Annotated in this window: 20 protein-coding genes; 1 reads left to right on the forward strand and 19 read right to left on the reverse strand. The window is 30.6% G+C overall.

Going from position 1 to position 16437, the window contains the following annotated elements:
* Window positions 1-24: 24 nt before the first annotated feature.
* Genes proC through CPIN17260_RS06515 form a run of 4 tightly spaced genes read right to left on the reverse strand, consistent with a single transcriptional unit; the run spans window position 25 to window position 3964 of the window.
* Window positions 25-822: a pyrroline-5-carboxylate reductase gene (gene proC, locus CPIN17260_RS06500; protein ID WP_078440772.1), complete on the reverse strand. Its 798-nt coding sequence runs from the start codon at window positions 820-822 to the stop codon at window positions 25-27.
* Complete coding sequence (locus CPIN17260_RS06505; RefSeq protein ID WP_078440773.1) at window positions 819-2072, reverse strand: glutamate-5-semialdehyde dehydrogenase; 1254 nt, start codon at window positions 2070-2072, stop codon at window positions 819-821. The genes proC and CPIN17260_RS06505 overlap by 4 nt, the downstream gene beginning before the upstream one ends.
* A 3-nt stretch (window positions 2073-2075) precedes the next feature.
* The gene (gene proB / locus CPIN17260_RS06510; protein WP_069636271.1) at window positions 2076-3197 is read right to left on the reverse strand and encodes a glutamate 5-kinase; all 1122 of its coding nucleotides are present in this window, start codon (window positions 3195-3197) and stop codon (window positions 2076-2078) included.
* 8 nt (window positions 3198-3205) lie between these two features.
* The gene (locus CPIN17260_RS06515) at window positions 3206-3964 is read right to left on the reverse strand and encodes an exodeoxyribonuclease III (RefSeq protein WP_069632521.1); all 759 of its coding nucleotides are present in this window, start codon (window positions 3962-3964) and stop codon (window positions 3206-3208) included.
* A gap of 64 nt (window positions 3965-4028) precedes the next feature.
* Between CPIN17260_RS06515 and CPIN17260_RS06520 the strand changes: the two genes are divergently transcribed.
* A complete protein-coding gene (locus tag CPIN17260_RS06520; protein ID WP_078440774.1) occupies window positions 4029-4265 on the forward strand; it encodes a replication/maintenance protein RepL in 237 nt (78 codons plus the stop codon).
* Here CPIN17260_RS06520 and recO read toward each other — a convergent pair.
* The 15 genes from recO to CPIN17260_RS06595 all read right to left on the reverse strand — a co-directional run bounded on the left by recO (window position 4251) and on the right by CPIN17260_RS06595 (window position 16437).
* On the reverse strand, window positions 4251-4865 hold the full coding sequence (gene recO, locus CPIN17260_RS06525) for a recombination protein RecO (RefSeq protein WP_078440775.1): 615 nt from the start codon (window positions 4863-4865) through the stop codon (window positions 4251-4253). The genes CPIN17260_RS06520 and recO overlap by 15 nt on opposite strands.
* Window positions 4866-4871: 6 nt before the next feature.
* Window positions 4872-5789, reverse strand: a complete 918-nt coding sequence (locus tag CPIN17260_RS06530) for a tRNA dihydrouridine synthase (RefSeq protein WP_078440776.1) — start codon at window positions 5787-5789, stop codon at window positions 4872-4874.
* The gene (locus CPIN17260_RS06535; RefSeq protein WP_069632517.1) at window positions 5786-6787 is read right to left on the reverse strand and encodes a Frag1/DRAM/Sfk1 family protein; all 1002 of its coding nucleotides are present in this window, start codon (window positions 6785-6787) and stop codon (window positions 5786-5788) included. Before CPIN17260_RS06535 ends, CPIN17260_RS06530 begins: the two co-directional genes overlap by 4 nt.
* Window positions 6788-6800: 13 nt before the next feature.
* A complete protein-coding gene (dksA, locus tag CPIN17260_RS06540; protein ID WP_069632516.1) occupies window positions 6801-7157 on the reverse strand; it encodes an RNA polymerase-binding protein DksA in 357 nt (118 codons plus the stop codon).
* An 8-nt stretch (window positions 7158-7165) separates the two neighbouring features.
* The gene (locus CPIN17260_RS06545; protein ID WP_069632515.1) at window positions 7166-7621 is read right to left on the reverse strand and encodes a 23S rRNA (pseudouridine(1915)-N(3))-methyltransferase RlmH; all 456 of its coding nucleotides are present in this window, start codon (window positions 7619-7621) and stop codon (window positions 7166-7168) included.
* Between the two features lie 34 nt (window positions 7622-7655).
* Window positions 7656-8507 (reverse strand): acetyl-CoA carboxylase, carboxyltransferase subunit beta, encoded by an 852-nt coding sequence (gene accD / locus CPIN17260_RS06550; protein WP_078397687.1) that lies wholly within the window; start codon window positions 8505-8507, stop codon window positions 7656-7658.
* Window positions 8508-8594: 87 nt separating this feature from the next.
* On the reverse strand, window positions 8595-9368 hold the full coding sequence (locus CPIN17260_RS06555) for a 3'(2'),5'-bisphosphate nucleotidase CysQ family protein (RefSeq protein WP_226996924.1): 774 nt from the start codon (window positions 9366-9368) through the stop codon (window positions 8595-8597).
* A gap of 1 nt (window position 9369) precedes the next feature.
* The gene (locus CPIN17260_RS06560) at window positions 9370-10644 is read right to left on the reverse strand and encodes a citrate synthase (protein ID WP_078440778.1); all 1275 of its coding nucleotides are present in this window, start codon (window positions 10642-10644) and stop codon (window positions 9370-9372) included.
* Complete coding sequence (locus CPIN17260_RS06565) at window positions 10641-11810, reverse strand: cation:proton antiporter (protein ID WP_069632511.1); 1170 nt, start codon at window positions 11808-11810, stop codon at window positions 10641-10643. Before CPIN17260_RS06565 ends, CPIN17260_RS06560 begins: the two co-directional genes overlap by 4 nt.
* A gap of 274 nt (window positions 11811-12084) precedes the next feature.
* Window positions 12085-12822 (reverse strand): tRNA 2-thiocytidine biosynthesis TtcA family protein, encoded by a 738-nt coding sequence (locus CPIN17260_RS06570; protein ID WP_069632510.1) that lies wholly within the window; start codon window positions 12820-12822, stop codon window positions 12085-12087.
* Window positions 12819-13502 (reverse strand): 5'-methylthioadenosine/adenosylhomocysteine nucleosidase, encoded by a 684-nt coding sequence (locus CPIN17260_RS06575; protein WP_078440779.1) that lies wholly within the window; start codon window positions 13500-13502, stop codon window positions 12819-12821. The genes CPIN17260_RS06570 and CPIN17260_RS06575 overlap by 4 nt, the downstream gene beginning before the upstream one ends.
* Window positions 13499-14431: an ACP S-malonyltransferase gene (fabD, locus tag CPIN17260_RS06580; RefSeq protein ID WP_078440780.1), complete on the reverse strand. Its 933-nt coding sequence runs from the start codon at window positions 14429-14431 to the stop codon at window positions 13499-13501. The genes CPIN17260_RS06575 and fabD overlap by 4 nt, the downstream gene beginning before the upstream one ends.
* 2 nt (window positions 14432-14433) lie before the next feature.
* Entirely contained in the window at window positions 14434-15003 is a 570-nt protein-coding gene (locus CPIN17260_RS06585) for an FKBP-type peptidyl-prolyl cis-trans isomerase (RefSeq protein ID WP_078440781.1), read from the reverse strand.
* Between the two features lie 66 nt (window positions 15004-15069).
* The gene (locus CPIN17260_RS06590; protein ID WP_078397691.1) at window positions 15070-15909 is read right to left on the reverse strand and encodes a tetratricopeptide repeat protein; all 840 of its coding nucleotides are present in this window, start codon (window positions 15907-15909) and stop codon (window positions 15070-15072) included.
* Window positions 15910-15921: 12 nt separating this feature from the next.
* Window positions 15922-16437 carry an OmpA family protein gene (locus CPIN17260_RS06595; RefSeq protein WP_078406142.1) on the reverse strand — a complete coding sequence of 172 codons (516 nt, stop codon included), beginning with the start codon at window positions 16435-16437 and terminating at the stop codon, window positions 15922-15924.

Consider the following 16437-nt stretch of genomic DNA (forward strand, 5'->3'; position numbering starts at 1 on the left):
CTTAAAAATTAGATTAATAAAGCACTATTTATTTATATTTTTTGATTTTTTTGAAGCTAAAATCACAGTATCTATAACCAAACCTCTAAAACCACTATTCTCTAAATATCTCAAGGCCTCTATTGTGGTGCCGCTAGGAGAACAAACTTTGTCTTTTAAAACAGATGGATGCATGCCTATTTTATTTATCATATATGCGCTTGAAGATACTGCATCTGCTGCTATTTTTATAGCCAAATCTTTTGGTAACCCCTCAAATACAGCACCATCAGCCAAAGCATCTACAAACATACAAACATAAGCCGGAAGCGAACCTGATATACCTACAAATGCATGCATTTGTTCTTGGCTTATCTGATAAACTACACCAAAACTTTCAAGAAGTTTTATCGTATTTTTTTTATCATTTTCATTGCAATTTTCATCAAAACAAACACCAGTTACAGATCTTAAAACACTAGCTGGTGTATTTGGCATAGCTCTTACTACTTTTGTATCTAAACCAAGTATATCTTTAATATCTTCTATAGTAATACCAGCTGCTATACTTAGCAAAATAGACTTTTTATCAAAAAATGGCTTTATTTTTTCTAACAACTTAGTATAAGAGTTTGGTTTAACAGCTAGGATTAAGATATCAGCTACCTTTGCAACACCGCACTCATCATCACATATATTTATACCAAGCTCTTTTAATCCATCTAATTTATCTTCATTTTTATCAAAAACAAAAATATCTTGTGGCTTTACAAAATTTGAGCTTTTTATACCATCTGTTATGGCTTTACCCATATTTCCAAAACCTATAATTCCTATTTTCAAAACTGCTCCCTTATTTGTCCATGACCATAAACTACATATTTTTTTGAAGTAAGCGCTTCAAGCCCCATAGGTCCTCTGGCATGCATTTTTTGAGTAGAAATGCCTATCTCAGATCCAAAACCAAACTCTCCACCATCGCTAAATCTAGTAGAAGAATTTGCATACACAACAGCACTATCTATCAGATTTAAAAATTTATTTATATTATCATAATCTTTGCTTAATATACTTTCTGAATGAAGTGTTGAGTTTTGATTTATGTATGAGATAGCTTCAACTATATCTTTCACTACTTTTACAGATAAAATCAAATCCAAAAATTCAGTAGAGAAATCCTCTCTTGTGGCTTTTTTGACATTATCAAACCCTTGAAAATTTTCAAATATTTTTTCATCTATTCTAAACTCAACATTTTCAAGTAAATTTAATAATATAAGCAATATCTTTTCAGCTATACTTTCGTGTAAAACTAAGCACTCAAGCGAATTACAAGTGCTAGGTCTTTGGGTTTTGGCATTTTTGATAATTTGCAAAGCCTCATCTATATCAGCACTCTTATCAACATATATATGACAAAGCCCCTCACCTGTTTGAATAACCGGTATAGTTGAGTTCTTTTTTATATACTCTTTTAGTTTAGCTCCCCCTCTAGGTATCAAAACATCTATAAGCTTATCTTGTTTTACAAGCTCATCAAGCTCACTTTTGTCAGTGCCTATTATCTGCAAAAACCCATCAGCAAGACCAAATTTTTTACCTATCTCACAAAAAAGCTCGCATAAATATAAATTCGAATTTATAGCATTTGACGAACCGCGAAGAATAAGAGCATTTTGGGTTTTTAGTGCGATAGCTGCGGAGTCTATAGTGACATTTGGTCTGCTTTCATATATCATAGCTACTACACCAAGAGGAACACTTACCTGTGTTATTTGCATACCATTTTGATGTCTAAATCCGTCTAGTATTTTTCCTATTGGATTTTTTTGATTTGCTATTTGCAATACACTTTCTGCCATACCTTGTATACGCTCATCATTAAGAGTAAGTCTATCTATCAAAGCTTCACTTAATGAGCTTTCTTTTGCATTTTTTATATCTTTTTTATTTGCCTCTTTTATAAACTCTTTTTTAAGTAATAACTCATTTGCAACAGCTCTGAGTATCTCATTTTTTTTATTTTCTTCTAAACTCAAAAGCTCTTTACTTGCATTTTTTGCCAAAGAAACCAAATCTGCTATCTTGCTCATTTTTCAACCTTTGTCTAAAACTATATTATCAGCATGCATTATATCATCTTCGTATTTATAAGCTAAAATTTGTTCTATTTCATCGCTCTTTTTGCCTTTTATTAATAAAATTTGTTTTGAAGAATAATTACTTATGCCACGAGCTATAATCTCTTTATTGTTTAAAATCTCAACGATTTCTCCTCTGCAAAAATCACCAACAACATCTAAAACACCAACAGCAAGTAAACTTTTGCCAGATTTTAATGCAAGTTTTGCTCCATTATCTATTACTATCTCTCCTTTATTTTTTGCACCATAAGCAAGCCAATGTTTTTTCAAGCTAACCTTTTTATCATTAGCCAAAAACAAAGTCCCCTCGTTTGAATCTTTTAATACATTTAACAAAACATTATCTTTTTTACCATTTGCGATTATTAAATTAGTGCCTATTTGTGAAGTCATTTTGGCTGATTTTATCTTTGTTTTCATTCCGCCTGTGCCAAATTTACTACCTTCATCTCCAGCCATTTTTTCAATATTTTCATCTATATTTTTTACTAAATTTATAATCTTTGCATCTTTATATAAATTCGGATTTTTATCATACAAACCATCAATATCACTTAAAATTATAAGCAAATCAGCATCAATAAGACCGGTTACCAATGCACTTAATGTATCATTATCACCTACTTTTAACTCATCTGCAACAACAGTATCATTTTCATTTATGATAGGTATGATATTTTTTTCAAGCAATGCCGCACACACATTTCTAGCGTTTAGATATCTCTTTCTATCCTCAAAATCGCCACGAGTAAGCAAAATCTGTGCTATATTTTTTGAATAAGCCCAAAATATACGCTCATAAAGATGCATAAGCGCCACTTGACCAACAGCCGCAAGTGCTTGTTTTTGATTTATGTTTTTTGGTTTTTGAGAGATATTAAGTATGCCCATACCAGCACCAACTGCACCAGATGTTACTATGATTATTTGCTTATTATCATCACATAGCTTGCAAATATCGGCTACTATATTTTTTATCAGACTCTCGTTCAAAGAGCCATTTTCATTTGTAAGAGTTGAAGTGCCTATCTTAATAACAATTTTTTTAGCATCTTTTAAAAACTCTTTACGCATAGTATATCCTAAATATCTATTTCTATTCCGACCGGACAATGATCGCTTCCTGTTATATCACTTAGGATAAAAGCATTTTTAAGTCTGTCTTTCAAGCCTTGTGATACAAAAAAATAATCAATTCTCCAACCTACATTTTTAGCCCTAGCACCAAAACGATAACTCCACCACGAATAAGCATCTATTTTATCGGGGTTAAAATGCCTAAATGTATCTATAAAGCCATTTGACAAAACCTCATCTATCCAAGCTCTTTCAATGGGTAAAAATCCTGAAGTTTTTGAATTTGCCTTTGGGTTTTTAAGATCAATCTCTTGGTGTGCAGTATTTACATCACCACAAAAGATAACATGCTTTCCGCTATCTAAAATTTCGTTACAATACTTTAAAAATGCGGCATAAAATTCCATCTTGTGGTTTAATCTCTCATCATCTTTTTGACCATTTGGAAAATATATATTAAAAAGAACAATATCGCCGAATCTATGTTCTAAAACCCTACCCTCAGTATCATCAAAAAATTGAGATTTTAAACAACTTGTTTGAAATTTACTAAGGCTCATAACCCCAGAATAACCGGCTTTTTGAGCCGAGTTTGAGTTTATTTCACTAAAACCAAGATTATACATTTGAGCTGGGATATCATCTTGTTTTGCCTTTATTTCTTGAAGTGCTAAAAAATCAGGCTTATACTCATCCAACCACTCAAATGCATTTTTGGACACTACTGCACGAAGACCATTAACATTCCAACTTATTAATTTCAAATTTAATCCTTTTTTATTTGTTATAATACCGTTTAAAATTTAATAAATTAATAAGCGAGATATTTTGAACGATATAGAAAAGGGTATTTTTTCAGCAATTCATGGAGAGAAAAAAATACAAATTATAGAATTTTTAATACAAAACATAGGCGAACATGGTTTTATAAATTTAAAAATAGATGAAATATGCAAAGCTACAAACACAAGCAAACCCACAGTTTTACAGACATTCAAGCTTTTAGAAAATGCAAAAATCTTTACAAAGATAAAAAATGGAGTGTATGAGCTAAAACCCTTCTAACAAGATAGAATAAAGTTCGTTTACATCTCGGTCATCAAGCATTAAAGTGCTTTTATTATCAAAAAGATATTCTATTTTTTTAAGCTCAAAAGAAAATTTATTTAAACAATTTTTATGTCCCGGCAAAAAACTACGACCAAAACAGACATCATCGTTTATAACTTCATCGCATATAAAGCATTCAAACTCACTATGAAGTCTACCTTCGTGTTCTAAAATTTTAACATAAGATTGCAAAATCAATCTCTTTGGGTTTTGCTTATCCATCCTTTTTGCACAAAAATCAATCTCATTAAAATAAACTTCATCAATCTCTTCAACATCTTTTAAATGCATATACAAAAGTCTCATAAACTGCTGCCAAACTATAAATTTTTCCCTATCAAGTAGCCATTTAAAACCCATATGCAAAACGGTTCTTAAATGGGGTAAGAAATTCATACTACTTATGAGTTCAAAATCTATTTTATACCCATTTACTAAAATAGAGTGTCTAGCCCCATAAAATCTATATGATTTTACAACAAATTTATCGGTTAATATATAAACAATAAGGTCTTCTTCTTTTACCTTTTGCGTATGTAAAATATAGCCTTGCATAAAAACTTAGAAAAATTCTTCAATTCTTTTTTTAATTAAATCTGCTTGTTGTATTCTATTTATTTCATTTCTAAAAGAAGCTGCATCATCCATGCCTTTGCTATATCTATGTAAATGTTTTCTAAAAATCACAGTTCCTTGATCTCCATAGTATTTAAGCATAGAATCAAAATGAGCCAAAATAATATCACGCTTAAGTGAGTCTGATACTTGATTTTCATTTTTTATCTGTGAAAATATCCAAGGATTTCCAATACTAGCTCTGCCTATCATAATCCCATCAGCATCCGTTATATCTAGTACTTGTTTGTAGTTATCAAAGCTAATGTCGCCATTTGCTATAACTGGAATTTTAACACTTCTTTTGGCTCTAGCTATGGCTTCATAATCTACATCTTGAGTATATCCACCGGCTCTAGTTCTTCCGTGAATAGCTATATAATCAGCTCCAGCCTCTTCACAAGCTTTTGCTATTTTTTCTGGGATTTTTTCATTAAAACCAAGTCTTACTTTAACACTAGTTGTTTTTTTATTTGATCTGCTTTTAATGATTTCAACAACTTTTTTTAAATGATCAAGATCTTGCAAAAGTGCTGAGCCACTTTTTTGCCTTACTACTTTTGGCACAGGACAGCCGCAATTTAAATCAATTCCATCAATTCCATCAATTTTATTTAAAATTTCAACAGCCTTTTTTACCACATCCAAATCAGTCCCAGCTATTTGAACTATATACGGATCTTCTAATGGTGATTTTTGTATCATTCTTAATGTTTTTGAGTTTTCATAAACCAAAGCATTAGAGCTTATCATCTCACTAACTGTAACATCGCAACCAAATTGCTTAACAACCTCCCTTAATGGAAGGTCAGAAAAGCCAGCTAAAGGAGCTAAAAATAATACTTTTTTACTAAAATCAATCATTTAAAAAACAGTTCGCTTGAAATATTTTTATTGTTCTCTTTTAAGAATAAAAGTATTTTTATATCAGCAAAATCATCAGAATCAGTGCCTTGTAAATACTCTCTTAATTCATCTAATAAAACAAGCTCATAAAGCACATACAAATATGCCTTTGTAGCATTTTGATGATCATGCTTTATCTTTTCAAACATGCTTTTATATGATTCTGGTTTTAACTTATTTTTTAAAATCATAGCTGCTTTTAGGTATTGCTCTTGATTAATACCTTGGTTATTTAAAATTTCATAAATTTCATCTGATGTCATATTTATATCATCATTAGCATATCTTTGAAGAACATTTACGATATAATCTGTTTCTTTACTATTTAGCATATATCTTCTTATATCAGCAAAACTTCCGCATTCTATTAATTTCTTTAAAGCTGCTGCATCAATAAGGTCATTAAAACTATCTCGTTTTAAAATTTCCAAATAATAATCTTTTAATTTTTCAATCTTATTTAGTTCATTTTGTATAAACAAAGGATTATCTTTTGAAAGTCTATATTTTTTAAGATCAACTATTTCTCCAGCTTTTACTGATTTTACATTTTTTATAACAGTATCTAGCTCAGGATTATCAATCTCAATATTTTTATACAACCCCCAAGGAGATAATATTCTAGCTACAGCTGAAGAAGTTTTATGAAATTCTGTTCTAAATTCTTTATTGCTAGGTAGTGCTAAAAATATCTCTTTAACAAACTCATTATAAAGACTTGTATCTCTTTTTATAAAACGTTTATATCTATAAAACCCAATACTGTGATAAAATATATGCAATGCAGCTAATACAGCAAATAAAGCTACAGGCAAAACAAACCAAATTGCTATTGGCAACTCAAGATTGTAGCTAAATACATTAATACTATAATTGCCGTTGTTTAAAACATAAACTATAGCTGCAACTAGCAACAAATATATAAAAGAATACACAATAAATGATCTAGTCTTCATAATCAAAACTCCTTTATTTTGTAGATGTTTTTTCAACCATCTCTCTACAAGATATACAATACCTAGCATGAGGCTTAGCCTTTAGCCTAGCAATAGAAATATCTTCTTCGCACATTTCGCATATACCATATGTTTTATTAAAAATCTTACTCAAAGATCTATCTATTTCATCAAGCTCAAATTTTTGTTTTAAAGAAATAGATTGTTCTATTAATTCATCTGTATTTATAGATGCTATATCCATCTCATCACTAACACCACTGCCACGCAAACCATGAACCTCTTCAATAGCATCTGATATATTTTTTTTAATTTGCCATTTTCTATCTTCAAGCATTTTTTTAAAACAATCTAAATCATTTTGAGTCATCTATTTCCTTATTTATGATATGGGTGATTTGCTTTTATACAAAGACCTCTAAAAATTTGTTCAAACAAAACAAGTTTTGCTATCTTATGAGCCATAGTAAGCTTGCTTAATCTAATAACTAAATTTGACTTGGACTTAAACTCTTCGCTTAATCCATAAGCACCGCCTATAAAAAATTTTATATCTGAATTTTGGTCAAAAATCTTAGCAAATTCCTTGCTAGTAAATTCCTTTCCTCTTTCATCAAGAGATACACAAAAACCTCTCATGTTTGATAAATAAATATCGTCATAGGCCTTATAAGCCTCTTTTTGTCCTATGCTTTGGGCTTTTGCAATTTTATCATTAAAAATTATATTATCATTTATTTTTGCATATTTTGATGACATTTTAATATAAGAATCTATCTCTTCTTCAAAATTTCCAAAACGACTTTTTTGTATACTAAAAACTGAAATTTCCACCAAAATATCCTAATTTTTAATGCTTCTAATTATCTCAAATTTCATTATTCCTACAAAGCAAATCTATTATATCGCTTAAATATTTTTTATGCTCACTTCTAGGAACTATTGCATCAATCAAACCATGTTCTAATAAAAACTCAGCCCTTTGAAAGCCTTCTGGCAAATCAGCACCTATAGTTTGCTTAATAACTCTTTGACCAGCAAATCCTATAAGAGCTCCTGGTTCTGCTATGATTATATCTCCAAGCCAAGCAAAAGATGCACTAACTCCACCCATAGTAGGATCTGTTAATATGGAAATATATGGGACTTTAGCCTCATCTAGTAACTTCAAAGCAGCAGAAGTCTTTGACATTTGCATTAGCGAAAATGTACTTTCTTGCATTCTAGCGCCACCAGATGCACTAACTATGATAAGTGGTTCTTTTTTTTCTAAAGCTCTTTTTATAGCTCTAACTATCTTTTCACCTTCAACTGATGCCAAAGAGCCACCCATAAAAGAAAAATCAAACACCACAAGCTGTATATTATGACCGCCACACTTAGCCTCTCCAGATACCACAGAGCTAAAACGACCGGTTTTATCTTCGCCTTCTAATATTCGCTTTTTATAAGATTTTTTATCTACAAATTTAAGCGGATCCACTGGTTTTAGCTTGGAGTCAAACTCAATAAATGTATCTTCATCACATATCAAATTTATTCTATCGTGCGGATTTAATCTCATATGATAATTACATTTTGGACAAACATTATAAGAAGATTGAACCTCTTTATAATACATAAGAGCACCGCAATGATCACACTTAACCCAATGGCTAGGAGCCTCTTTTGGGTCTGGCTGTGTCTTTCTTATTTTAGAAAATATATCAATAAAACTCATATTTACAACCTAACTTTATTAAAGAAAATTGTCCGATTATATCCTAAATTTTCTTATCTTTACTTGTATTTTTTAATTTTATAAATTTTAAACCCCAAAAACATACCTTAAAATCTCATCTTTTTTATCTATAAATTCTTTGCTTATACATATAAAAAACGGACTTTTTAATTTTGCAACATCATAAGTCATTGGCTCTTTTGTATAAACATCAATAATAATTCCACCACAAGATCTAATCAAAGCATCTCCAGCGCAATTATCCCAAATGCTACTAGGTCCCATTCTTAGATAAATACCACTAGTTTCAGCCAAACGACAAAACTTGATAGCCGAGCCAAGTTTTTGTGGTCTAAAACCGAGCTTATTCGCCAAAGAATTATGTTTTATATCATCTGACTTATGGCTAGCATAAACAATACCCTTATCACAGACAATTTCATTTAAATTGATTACGCTATTAACTTTATAATTATTGTCTAATTTTTCTTTAAATGCACCGTTTTCAGTACCATAAAAAAGCTCATTTGTCATTGGTATAAATATCACACCAAGTATTGGGGTAAAGTTTTTTACTAAAGATATACAAACACAAAACTCAATACTTTTTTCTATAAAACCACTTGTTCCATCAAGTGGGTCTATAAGCCAAAACGTATCTGAGTTGTTTGTTAAAATTTTCTCTTCCGAACAAATAGGAATTTTTGTTTGCTTAAGTATTTTAAATATAATGTTATTAGAGGCAATATCTGCTGTTGTTACAGGAGATTTGTCTTTTTTTAAACTTACTTTAAAATTATTATAGTGTCTTAAAATCTCAACCCCAGCATTTATAGCCGCTTGCTTTGCTAAACAAAGCAACTCATATTGGTGCTTTATCTGTATCTCCTATGTATAATTGTCTTGGTCTAACTATCTTTATGGTATCTTGTTCTTTAAGCTCCATCCACTGACTTATCCAACCAGGAGTTCTTCCTATAACAAAAATAACAGCAAACATATCATTTGGAATTCCAAGTGCTTTTAGAATAAGCCCAGAATGAAAATCAACATTTGGATAAAGGTTTCTTGAAACAAAATACTCATCACTTAAAACTATCTCTTCTATTTTATTTGCTACCTTTATAAGTTCTGAGTTTATACCTATCTCATCTATAAGTTCATCTCTCATTGTCTTTAAAACTTTGGCACGAGGATCAAAATTCTTATAAACTCTATGCCCAAATCCCATAAGCCTAAAAGGATCGTTTTTATCTTTAGCTCTTGCGATATACTTATCAACATTTTCAACACTACCTATCTCCTCTAGCTGTCTTATAACGCCTTCGTTAGCACCACCATGAGCCCAACCCCACAATGCCCCTATTCCTGCTGATATACATGCATATGGATGGGCATGGGTTGAACCAACTGTTCTAACGGTTGTTGTAGAGGCATTTTGTTCGTGATCTGCGTGAAGCATAAAAACAGTATCTAAAGCCTTAATTTCAATAGGTTTTAAATCAACATGTTCGTAAGGATAAGCACGCATCATATATAAAAAATTTTCAGTAAATCCTCTGTCTAAATTTGGATATATAATAGGATATCCTTTTGAAAAACGATAACTAAAAGCAGCAATAGTTGGTATTTTTGCTATTATTCTCATAGCCATCTCTCTATACTCCTCTGGTTTATCCATATTTAAATGATCAGCATAAAAAGCAGAAAGAGCTGAAACAGAAGCTTGTAAGATAGCCATAGGATGAGCTTTACTTGGAAAAGCATCAAAAATTTTCATCATACCTTCATGTATATATGATCTTTTTTTAAGCTCATACCTAAAGTTATCGCACTCATCTTTAGTTGGTAATTTTTTATTTAAAAGCAAATAAGCGACATCTAAAAATGTTTTATTTTTAGCAAGATAGGCTATGTCATAGCCCCTATACATCAACTCACCTTTTAAACCATCTATATAAGTTATACTAGAACGACACATAGCTGTAGATGTATAACCACGGTCAAAAGTAAACATGCCTGTTTTGGAAAAGAATGATGATATGTCTATTACATCAGGACCTTTTGTCCCTTTTAATATATCAAATTCATAACTTTTACCATTTCTGTTGTCAATAAGAGTCGCTGTATTTTTCATACTAAAACCTTTTTCTCTGTTTTTTGTTTTGTGTTGGCTATGATTTTTATACACACAAGCATAATTATAGCCTGAAGTAAGCTAGCAAGTATAAAAGATGAGTAATTTTCATCACTTATATTACCTGCGCTGTGTGCTATAGTAGCAAATGCAACTAAAAGCGTAAGCGGCATAGACTGAGAAAGTGAATACAAAATCATATCTTTAAAACTTAATATTCTTACAAATACCAAACTCGCAACAATACGACAAATAAGCATTAAAAAAACAACAAAAAAGGCATATGTAACAACTGAGCCTATAAGCAAATTACTCAGTTTTAGCGTGGTTCCTATATAAACAAAAAATATAGGAACCAAAAATCCAAATCCAAAACTACCAAGCTTATGTGGCAAATCTTTTTTATGATCAAAAAAGGTTGCTATAAACATACCTGCTATAAAAACACCAAATGCTATTTCAAGTTTTAGATATATCATGAGTGCTATCATTGCAAAAAACAGTGCTATGCTTAGTCTTATATCTTTTTCGTTTTTATCATAATGAGGCATAAATATCACTTTTAAGTTTGGATACCACCAAAAAACAACAACCAATAACTTATATCCAATAGAGCTAATAAGTAAAAATCCAATCAAATAAATAATGCTAAACCAAAACTCACTTGATGAACCAAATTCCAAAAATGAAGCTGTAAAAGTTAATATAACTATACTCACAACCTCTCCAATAGAACCTATCAACATACTTATATTTAGCCATTTAACATCTTTGCCATACTCTTTAAAAAGAGTAAAAATCATACCAACACTCATTATAGGTATTATGATTATAAAAATTTTATTAAGATTTAAAGCAAAGGTTACAATACTAGAAAGAACATAAAGAAGTACAATATATAAAAGTCCTTTTTTTATAGTATTTTTATCTGCACTTAAAACAACTCTTAAGTCTATTTCCATACCAGCTAAAAACATCAAAAACAAAAAAGCCACATGGCTCACCATTTCAAAAATTTCATTATGTTCTATAAAACCAAAATATCCCGCCAAACTTCCAAGTAATATCTCAATCGGAGCAACCGAAATATTTAACAACCTAGAAAAATAAGGTGATGAAAAAATTATAAAAGCTAAAACTATTAATATAGAAAGTCCATCATGCATGTAATTATCCAATAATTATTATTTATAATAAAAACAATTATTATATCTTATATAATTATAAATTTATATAAATTGATAATATTTCAAGCTTTTAAATTATAAAATTTTAATTACTTTAATATTATATATATTATCAATAGTTTAAATTTTCATTAAAATTATAATAATATTTTCTATTTATGATTGGATTTTATTACAATTAAAGATATATAATAAAACTTCAAAGAATAATAAAACCCAACAAAAACTAAAAAATATATCATAAAAAACGATATTAATTAAAAAAAGTATCTGTATGTATATTTTCAAATGCAGCTTTTAAAGACAAGAAAAGCTTTGGATTTTCTTTTTCTAAGCTTGCTAATAGTGCTTTGGTTTCAGCTCTTGCATGTGGCATCTTAACATCAAATCTCATAGCAGGACAAGCCTCATCTCCTACAACTGTTAGATTATTTCTTATGGCATTTTCTCTCAAAGCTCTTTCTCTAACAAATATAAAAGGTCTTATTACTTCTATGCCATTTTTTGCTTTATATTTTGGGGCAAGAGTTCTTAATGCACCATTGTATGTAAAATTCATAAAAAAACTTTCCGCAGCATCATCAAGATGATGAGCTATGGCTAATTTATTAAAATTATTATTTAGTGCATATGTATACAGATATCCTCTTCTCATTCTTGAAAAAAAGCTACAAAAACTAGAGTTTTGTCTTATTTTTTCTTTAGAAATTTCAAAGATAGAGCTATCTATAACTTCATGTTCTATACCATGTTCATTGCAATGCTTGGTTAGATAATCATAGTTTTCGCCCATACCATAGCTTAAAGTTACAGCCTTAAACTCAAATTTATCTGGCGAAACATTTTGTATATGTTTTAATACATGAGCCAAAGCCAAGCTATCTTTGCCACCACTTAAACCTAACAAAATTCTATCATTTTTTTGTATCATCTTATACTTGGCATTAGTTTTACCAACTTTTGATAATAGTTTTTTGCTAATATCAATCATAATTCTTCAACCATACTTAAGACAAACTCAGCACTAAGTTTAGCTGAACTTTTAAGAAATTCATCAAAATCAAACTCAGCACCACCACCAGCCTCATCACTTATAGCTCTAAGCATAAAAAATGGAATACTTAGCTGTTTGCAAACTTGTGCAACACTTGCACCCTCCATCTCAACTACGTCCGCTTTAAATGTATCTTTTATCCAGTCTTTGATGGATTGTTTACATATAAACTGATCGCCTGTTGCTATAATTCCACTTTTTAAATCTATAGACTTATTGCTAGCAACTTTTTTAGCTATCTCGTTTAGTCCATCATCTGTTTTGGTAAAAATTTCTATACCAGGAACATATCCATTTGGATGTCCAAAAGCTGTAATGTCGAGGTCGTGTTGCGCTAGTGATGTAGCATAAAACAGATCACCGATTTTTAAATCATCCCTTAAAGCACCGGCAACTCCTGTAAAAATGAGCTTTTGTGCTTTAAATTTTTCAATCATAATGCTAGCAGTTATAGTGGAGTTTACTTTGCCTATCTTAGAATAAGCCACTACTATATCTCTACCTTTGTAATTTGATATATAAAATTTATTTGCAGCATACGATATAGTTTCATAAGTTTCAAGAGATTCTAAAATAGGTGTTATCTCTTCTTCCATTGCTCCAAGAATCGCTATCATTTACCCTCCAAAAAATTAATCACTTCATCCATGCTTTTTACATCTGTGATGCTTAATGTTGGCTTATTTGTGATTTTTTTATTCATTCCTTTTAGTATACTAGATCCTATTTCAATAAAACAATCAACATTATTTTCAAAATTTTTAATACTTTGTTTGTATAAAACAGGTGAGACTAGTTGTTGTTTTAGTAACCCTAAGGCATTGGTTTTTTCTGTGTATGAATTTGCATTCGCATTTGAAATAACAGACAAAAAAGAATCTTTTATATATAATTTGAGTTTGTCGTATAGCTTATCGCTAGCACTTTCTAAAATAGGACAATGGCTAGCTACTGACATATTTAAAAGCATAGTTTTTTTTGCACCAGCTTCTTTAAAAGTTGATTGAAGTGAGTCCAAGTCATCTTTTATGCCAGCAACTACTATTTGCCCATCACAATTATAGTTAGCAGCATACACTTGCTTTCCTTTCGACAATGCATCTTTGCAAATATCTTCCACTTTTTGATCATCTAGCCCTAGTATTACCATCATACCAGCACCTTTACCATCGCAAGCTTCTTGCATAAATTTGCCTCTTAAATTCACGATTTTAATACCATCTACAAAATCAAAAGCACCATTTACACATAAAGCACTAAATTCACCAAGAGAGTGTCCGAGTGAAAATTCTTGTCTAGGCTCTATCTTGGTTTTTAGTGCTTCATAAGTCATTAAAGAGTTTAACACTATTGCGGGTTGTGTAAACTCACTAATATTTAATTCTTCGTTTTCTGTGAAAAGCAATTTCTCAAAATCAATATCTAACGACTGACTAGCTTTATGTAATAAATCTTTAGATTGCGGGAAATTTAGGTAAAAATCTTTACCCATTCCCACATTTTGAGAACCTTGTCCAGCAAATATAAAAGCATATTTTAAAGACATTTTTAATGATGTCCTCCACAACAACCGCCTTCTTTATGATCATGATGATGCCCATGTCCCCCGCAGCAACCACCTTCTTTTTCTCCATGGCTACCGCAACCGCAACTATGTGCGCCAGCAACCATTCCAGAAGCAAGCTCATCCTCACTAGCATCTCTTACTTCCAGTATTTCTACATTGAAAAGCAAATCTTTGCCAGCATAAGGATGGTTAAAATCAACCATTACTTCATCTTCGCCTATTGCTTTTACAATAACTCTAACATTTGAGCCATCTTCGCCTTGTCCAAATAATTCCATGCCTTCTCTTAGCTCAATGCCAGCAAATTGCTCTTTTGGTAATGTTTGAACTGCAGAGCTATCATATTCTCCGCAAGCATTAGCGGCTTTTATGGTTATGCTAGTTTTATCGCCTTCTTTAAGCTTTAAAATTTCATCTTCTAAATTTTGAATAATATGACCTCTTCCAGTCATAAACGAAATCCCACCATTTTCCATATTTGTTTCTAATACTTCACCGGTGTTTGCATCTTTTAATTCGTAAAACATAGTTATTACTTGATCTTTGTTCACAATAATCTCCTTAAAATTTTTAATAATGCCTGAGATTATATCTAAAAAAGCTTAATTATTTTTTTACTATTTTCTATCTGGAGATGCTTGTGCTTCTTTTGTTTCTGGATATCCTATTTTTAAAGCTTTATAGAATCTATTGGCACTATTTGTATCTCCAACCTTATCAAAGCTTATAGCGGTATGATATAAAAGTTTTGGTAGATAAGATGCCTTATCGTCTATTTCTATACTTTTTTGATAATATGTTATAGCATTGGCATATAATTTATTTTTATATTCTATTTCGCCAAGGTAGAAATTAGAAGTAGCTAGTTTTGTATTTTTAGATAGTAGGTGTTCAAAATGCTCTTTTGAATCATCTAGTTTATTTTCGTTAAATAATTTAACTGCATTTTTGAATATATCATTATTATTTTTACCAGAAAAATTGTCTTTTTTTGGTTTAGGAGTTACTTTTTTTTGTTGCTTCGTATCTGACTCTTTTTTGTCTATAAGAGCTCCTAATTGTTTTAATGTTTTTGTTATCTTTGTATAATTTTTTTCTTGTATTTTTCTTGTTTCTTCTACATACTCTTTTAACGATGCAAATGAAGTATTTGAAGAGTTAAGATCGCCTAGCATTCTAGAATCAATGTCGTTAAGACGTTGCTCTAATTTATAAATTCTAGCACTAAGGCTTTCAACAATACTTTGCAAACCTTGTATCTGTTCTTGATTTGTGTTTAAATTTGATTCTAGTGTTGCAACATTGTGCTTATTTTTTAAAACCTCTTTTTCACTTTCTGTTAATCCATAAGGGTTTGCTGTGTCTAAATTTCCAGCATTAAATACAGAAACTTCACCTGCGAAAGAAACAGCGGCTATAGAACTTATAACCGCTAATGAAAAAATATTTTTTATCATAATACTAAAAAATTAAGGTAGAACTTTAAATTCAACACGTCTATTTTGAGCATCGCAAGATTTAGATTTGCTAGTGCAAACCGGATTGCTTTCACCATAGCTTACAACTGATATTCTATCTGGTGAAACACCATTTTTTACTAAAGCATCTTTTGTGCTTTTTGCTCTTTTTAAACCAAGTGCATAGTTATACTCATCTGTTCCCCACTCATCACAGTTTCCTTCAACTTTTATAGATAAGTTGCTTGCTTGTTCATAACTAAATAAAGCAGCATTTGAACTAACTTTTCCTTGTTGGTTAGCAGAAATATTAAACTTGTCAAAATCAAAATATATATTTTGAACTTTTGATTGTATGCTTGATATTAAAGCATTTAATTTATCAGCTTCACTCATTTCGTATACAACTTCCTCTGCAGTTGATGGTTCTATAACATCAGCACTCATATCTACTTCAGGGGTTTTTTGAGAACATCCAACAAATAGCAATCCTGCAACAGCTAGACCAGTTAATAATACATTTTTCAT

The sequence above is a fragment of the Campylobacter pinnipediorum subsp. pinnipediorum genome, from assembly GCF_002021925.1.
Classification (GTDB): Bacteria; Campylobacterota; Campylobacteria; order Campylobacterales; family Campylobacteraceae; genus Campylobacter_A; species Campylobacter_A pinnipediorum.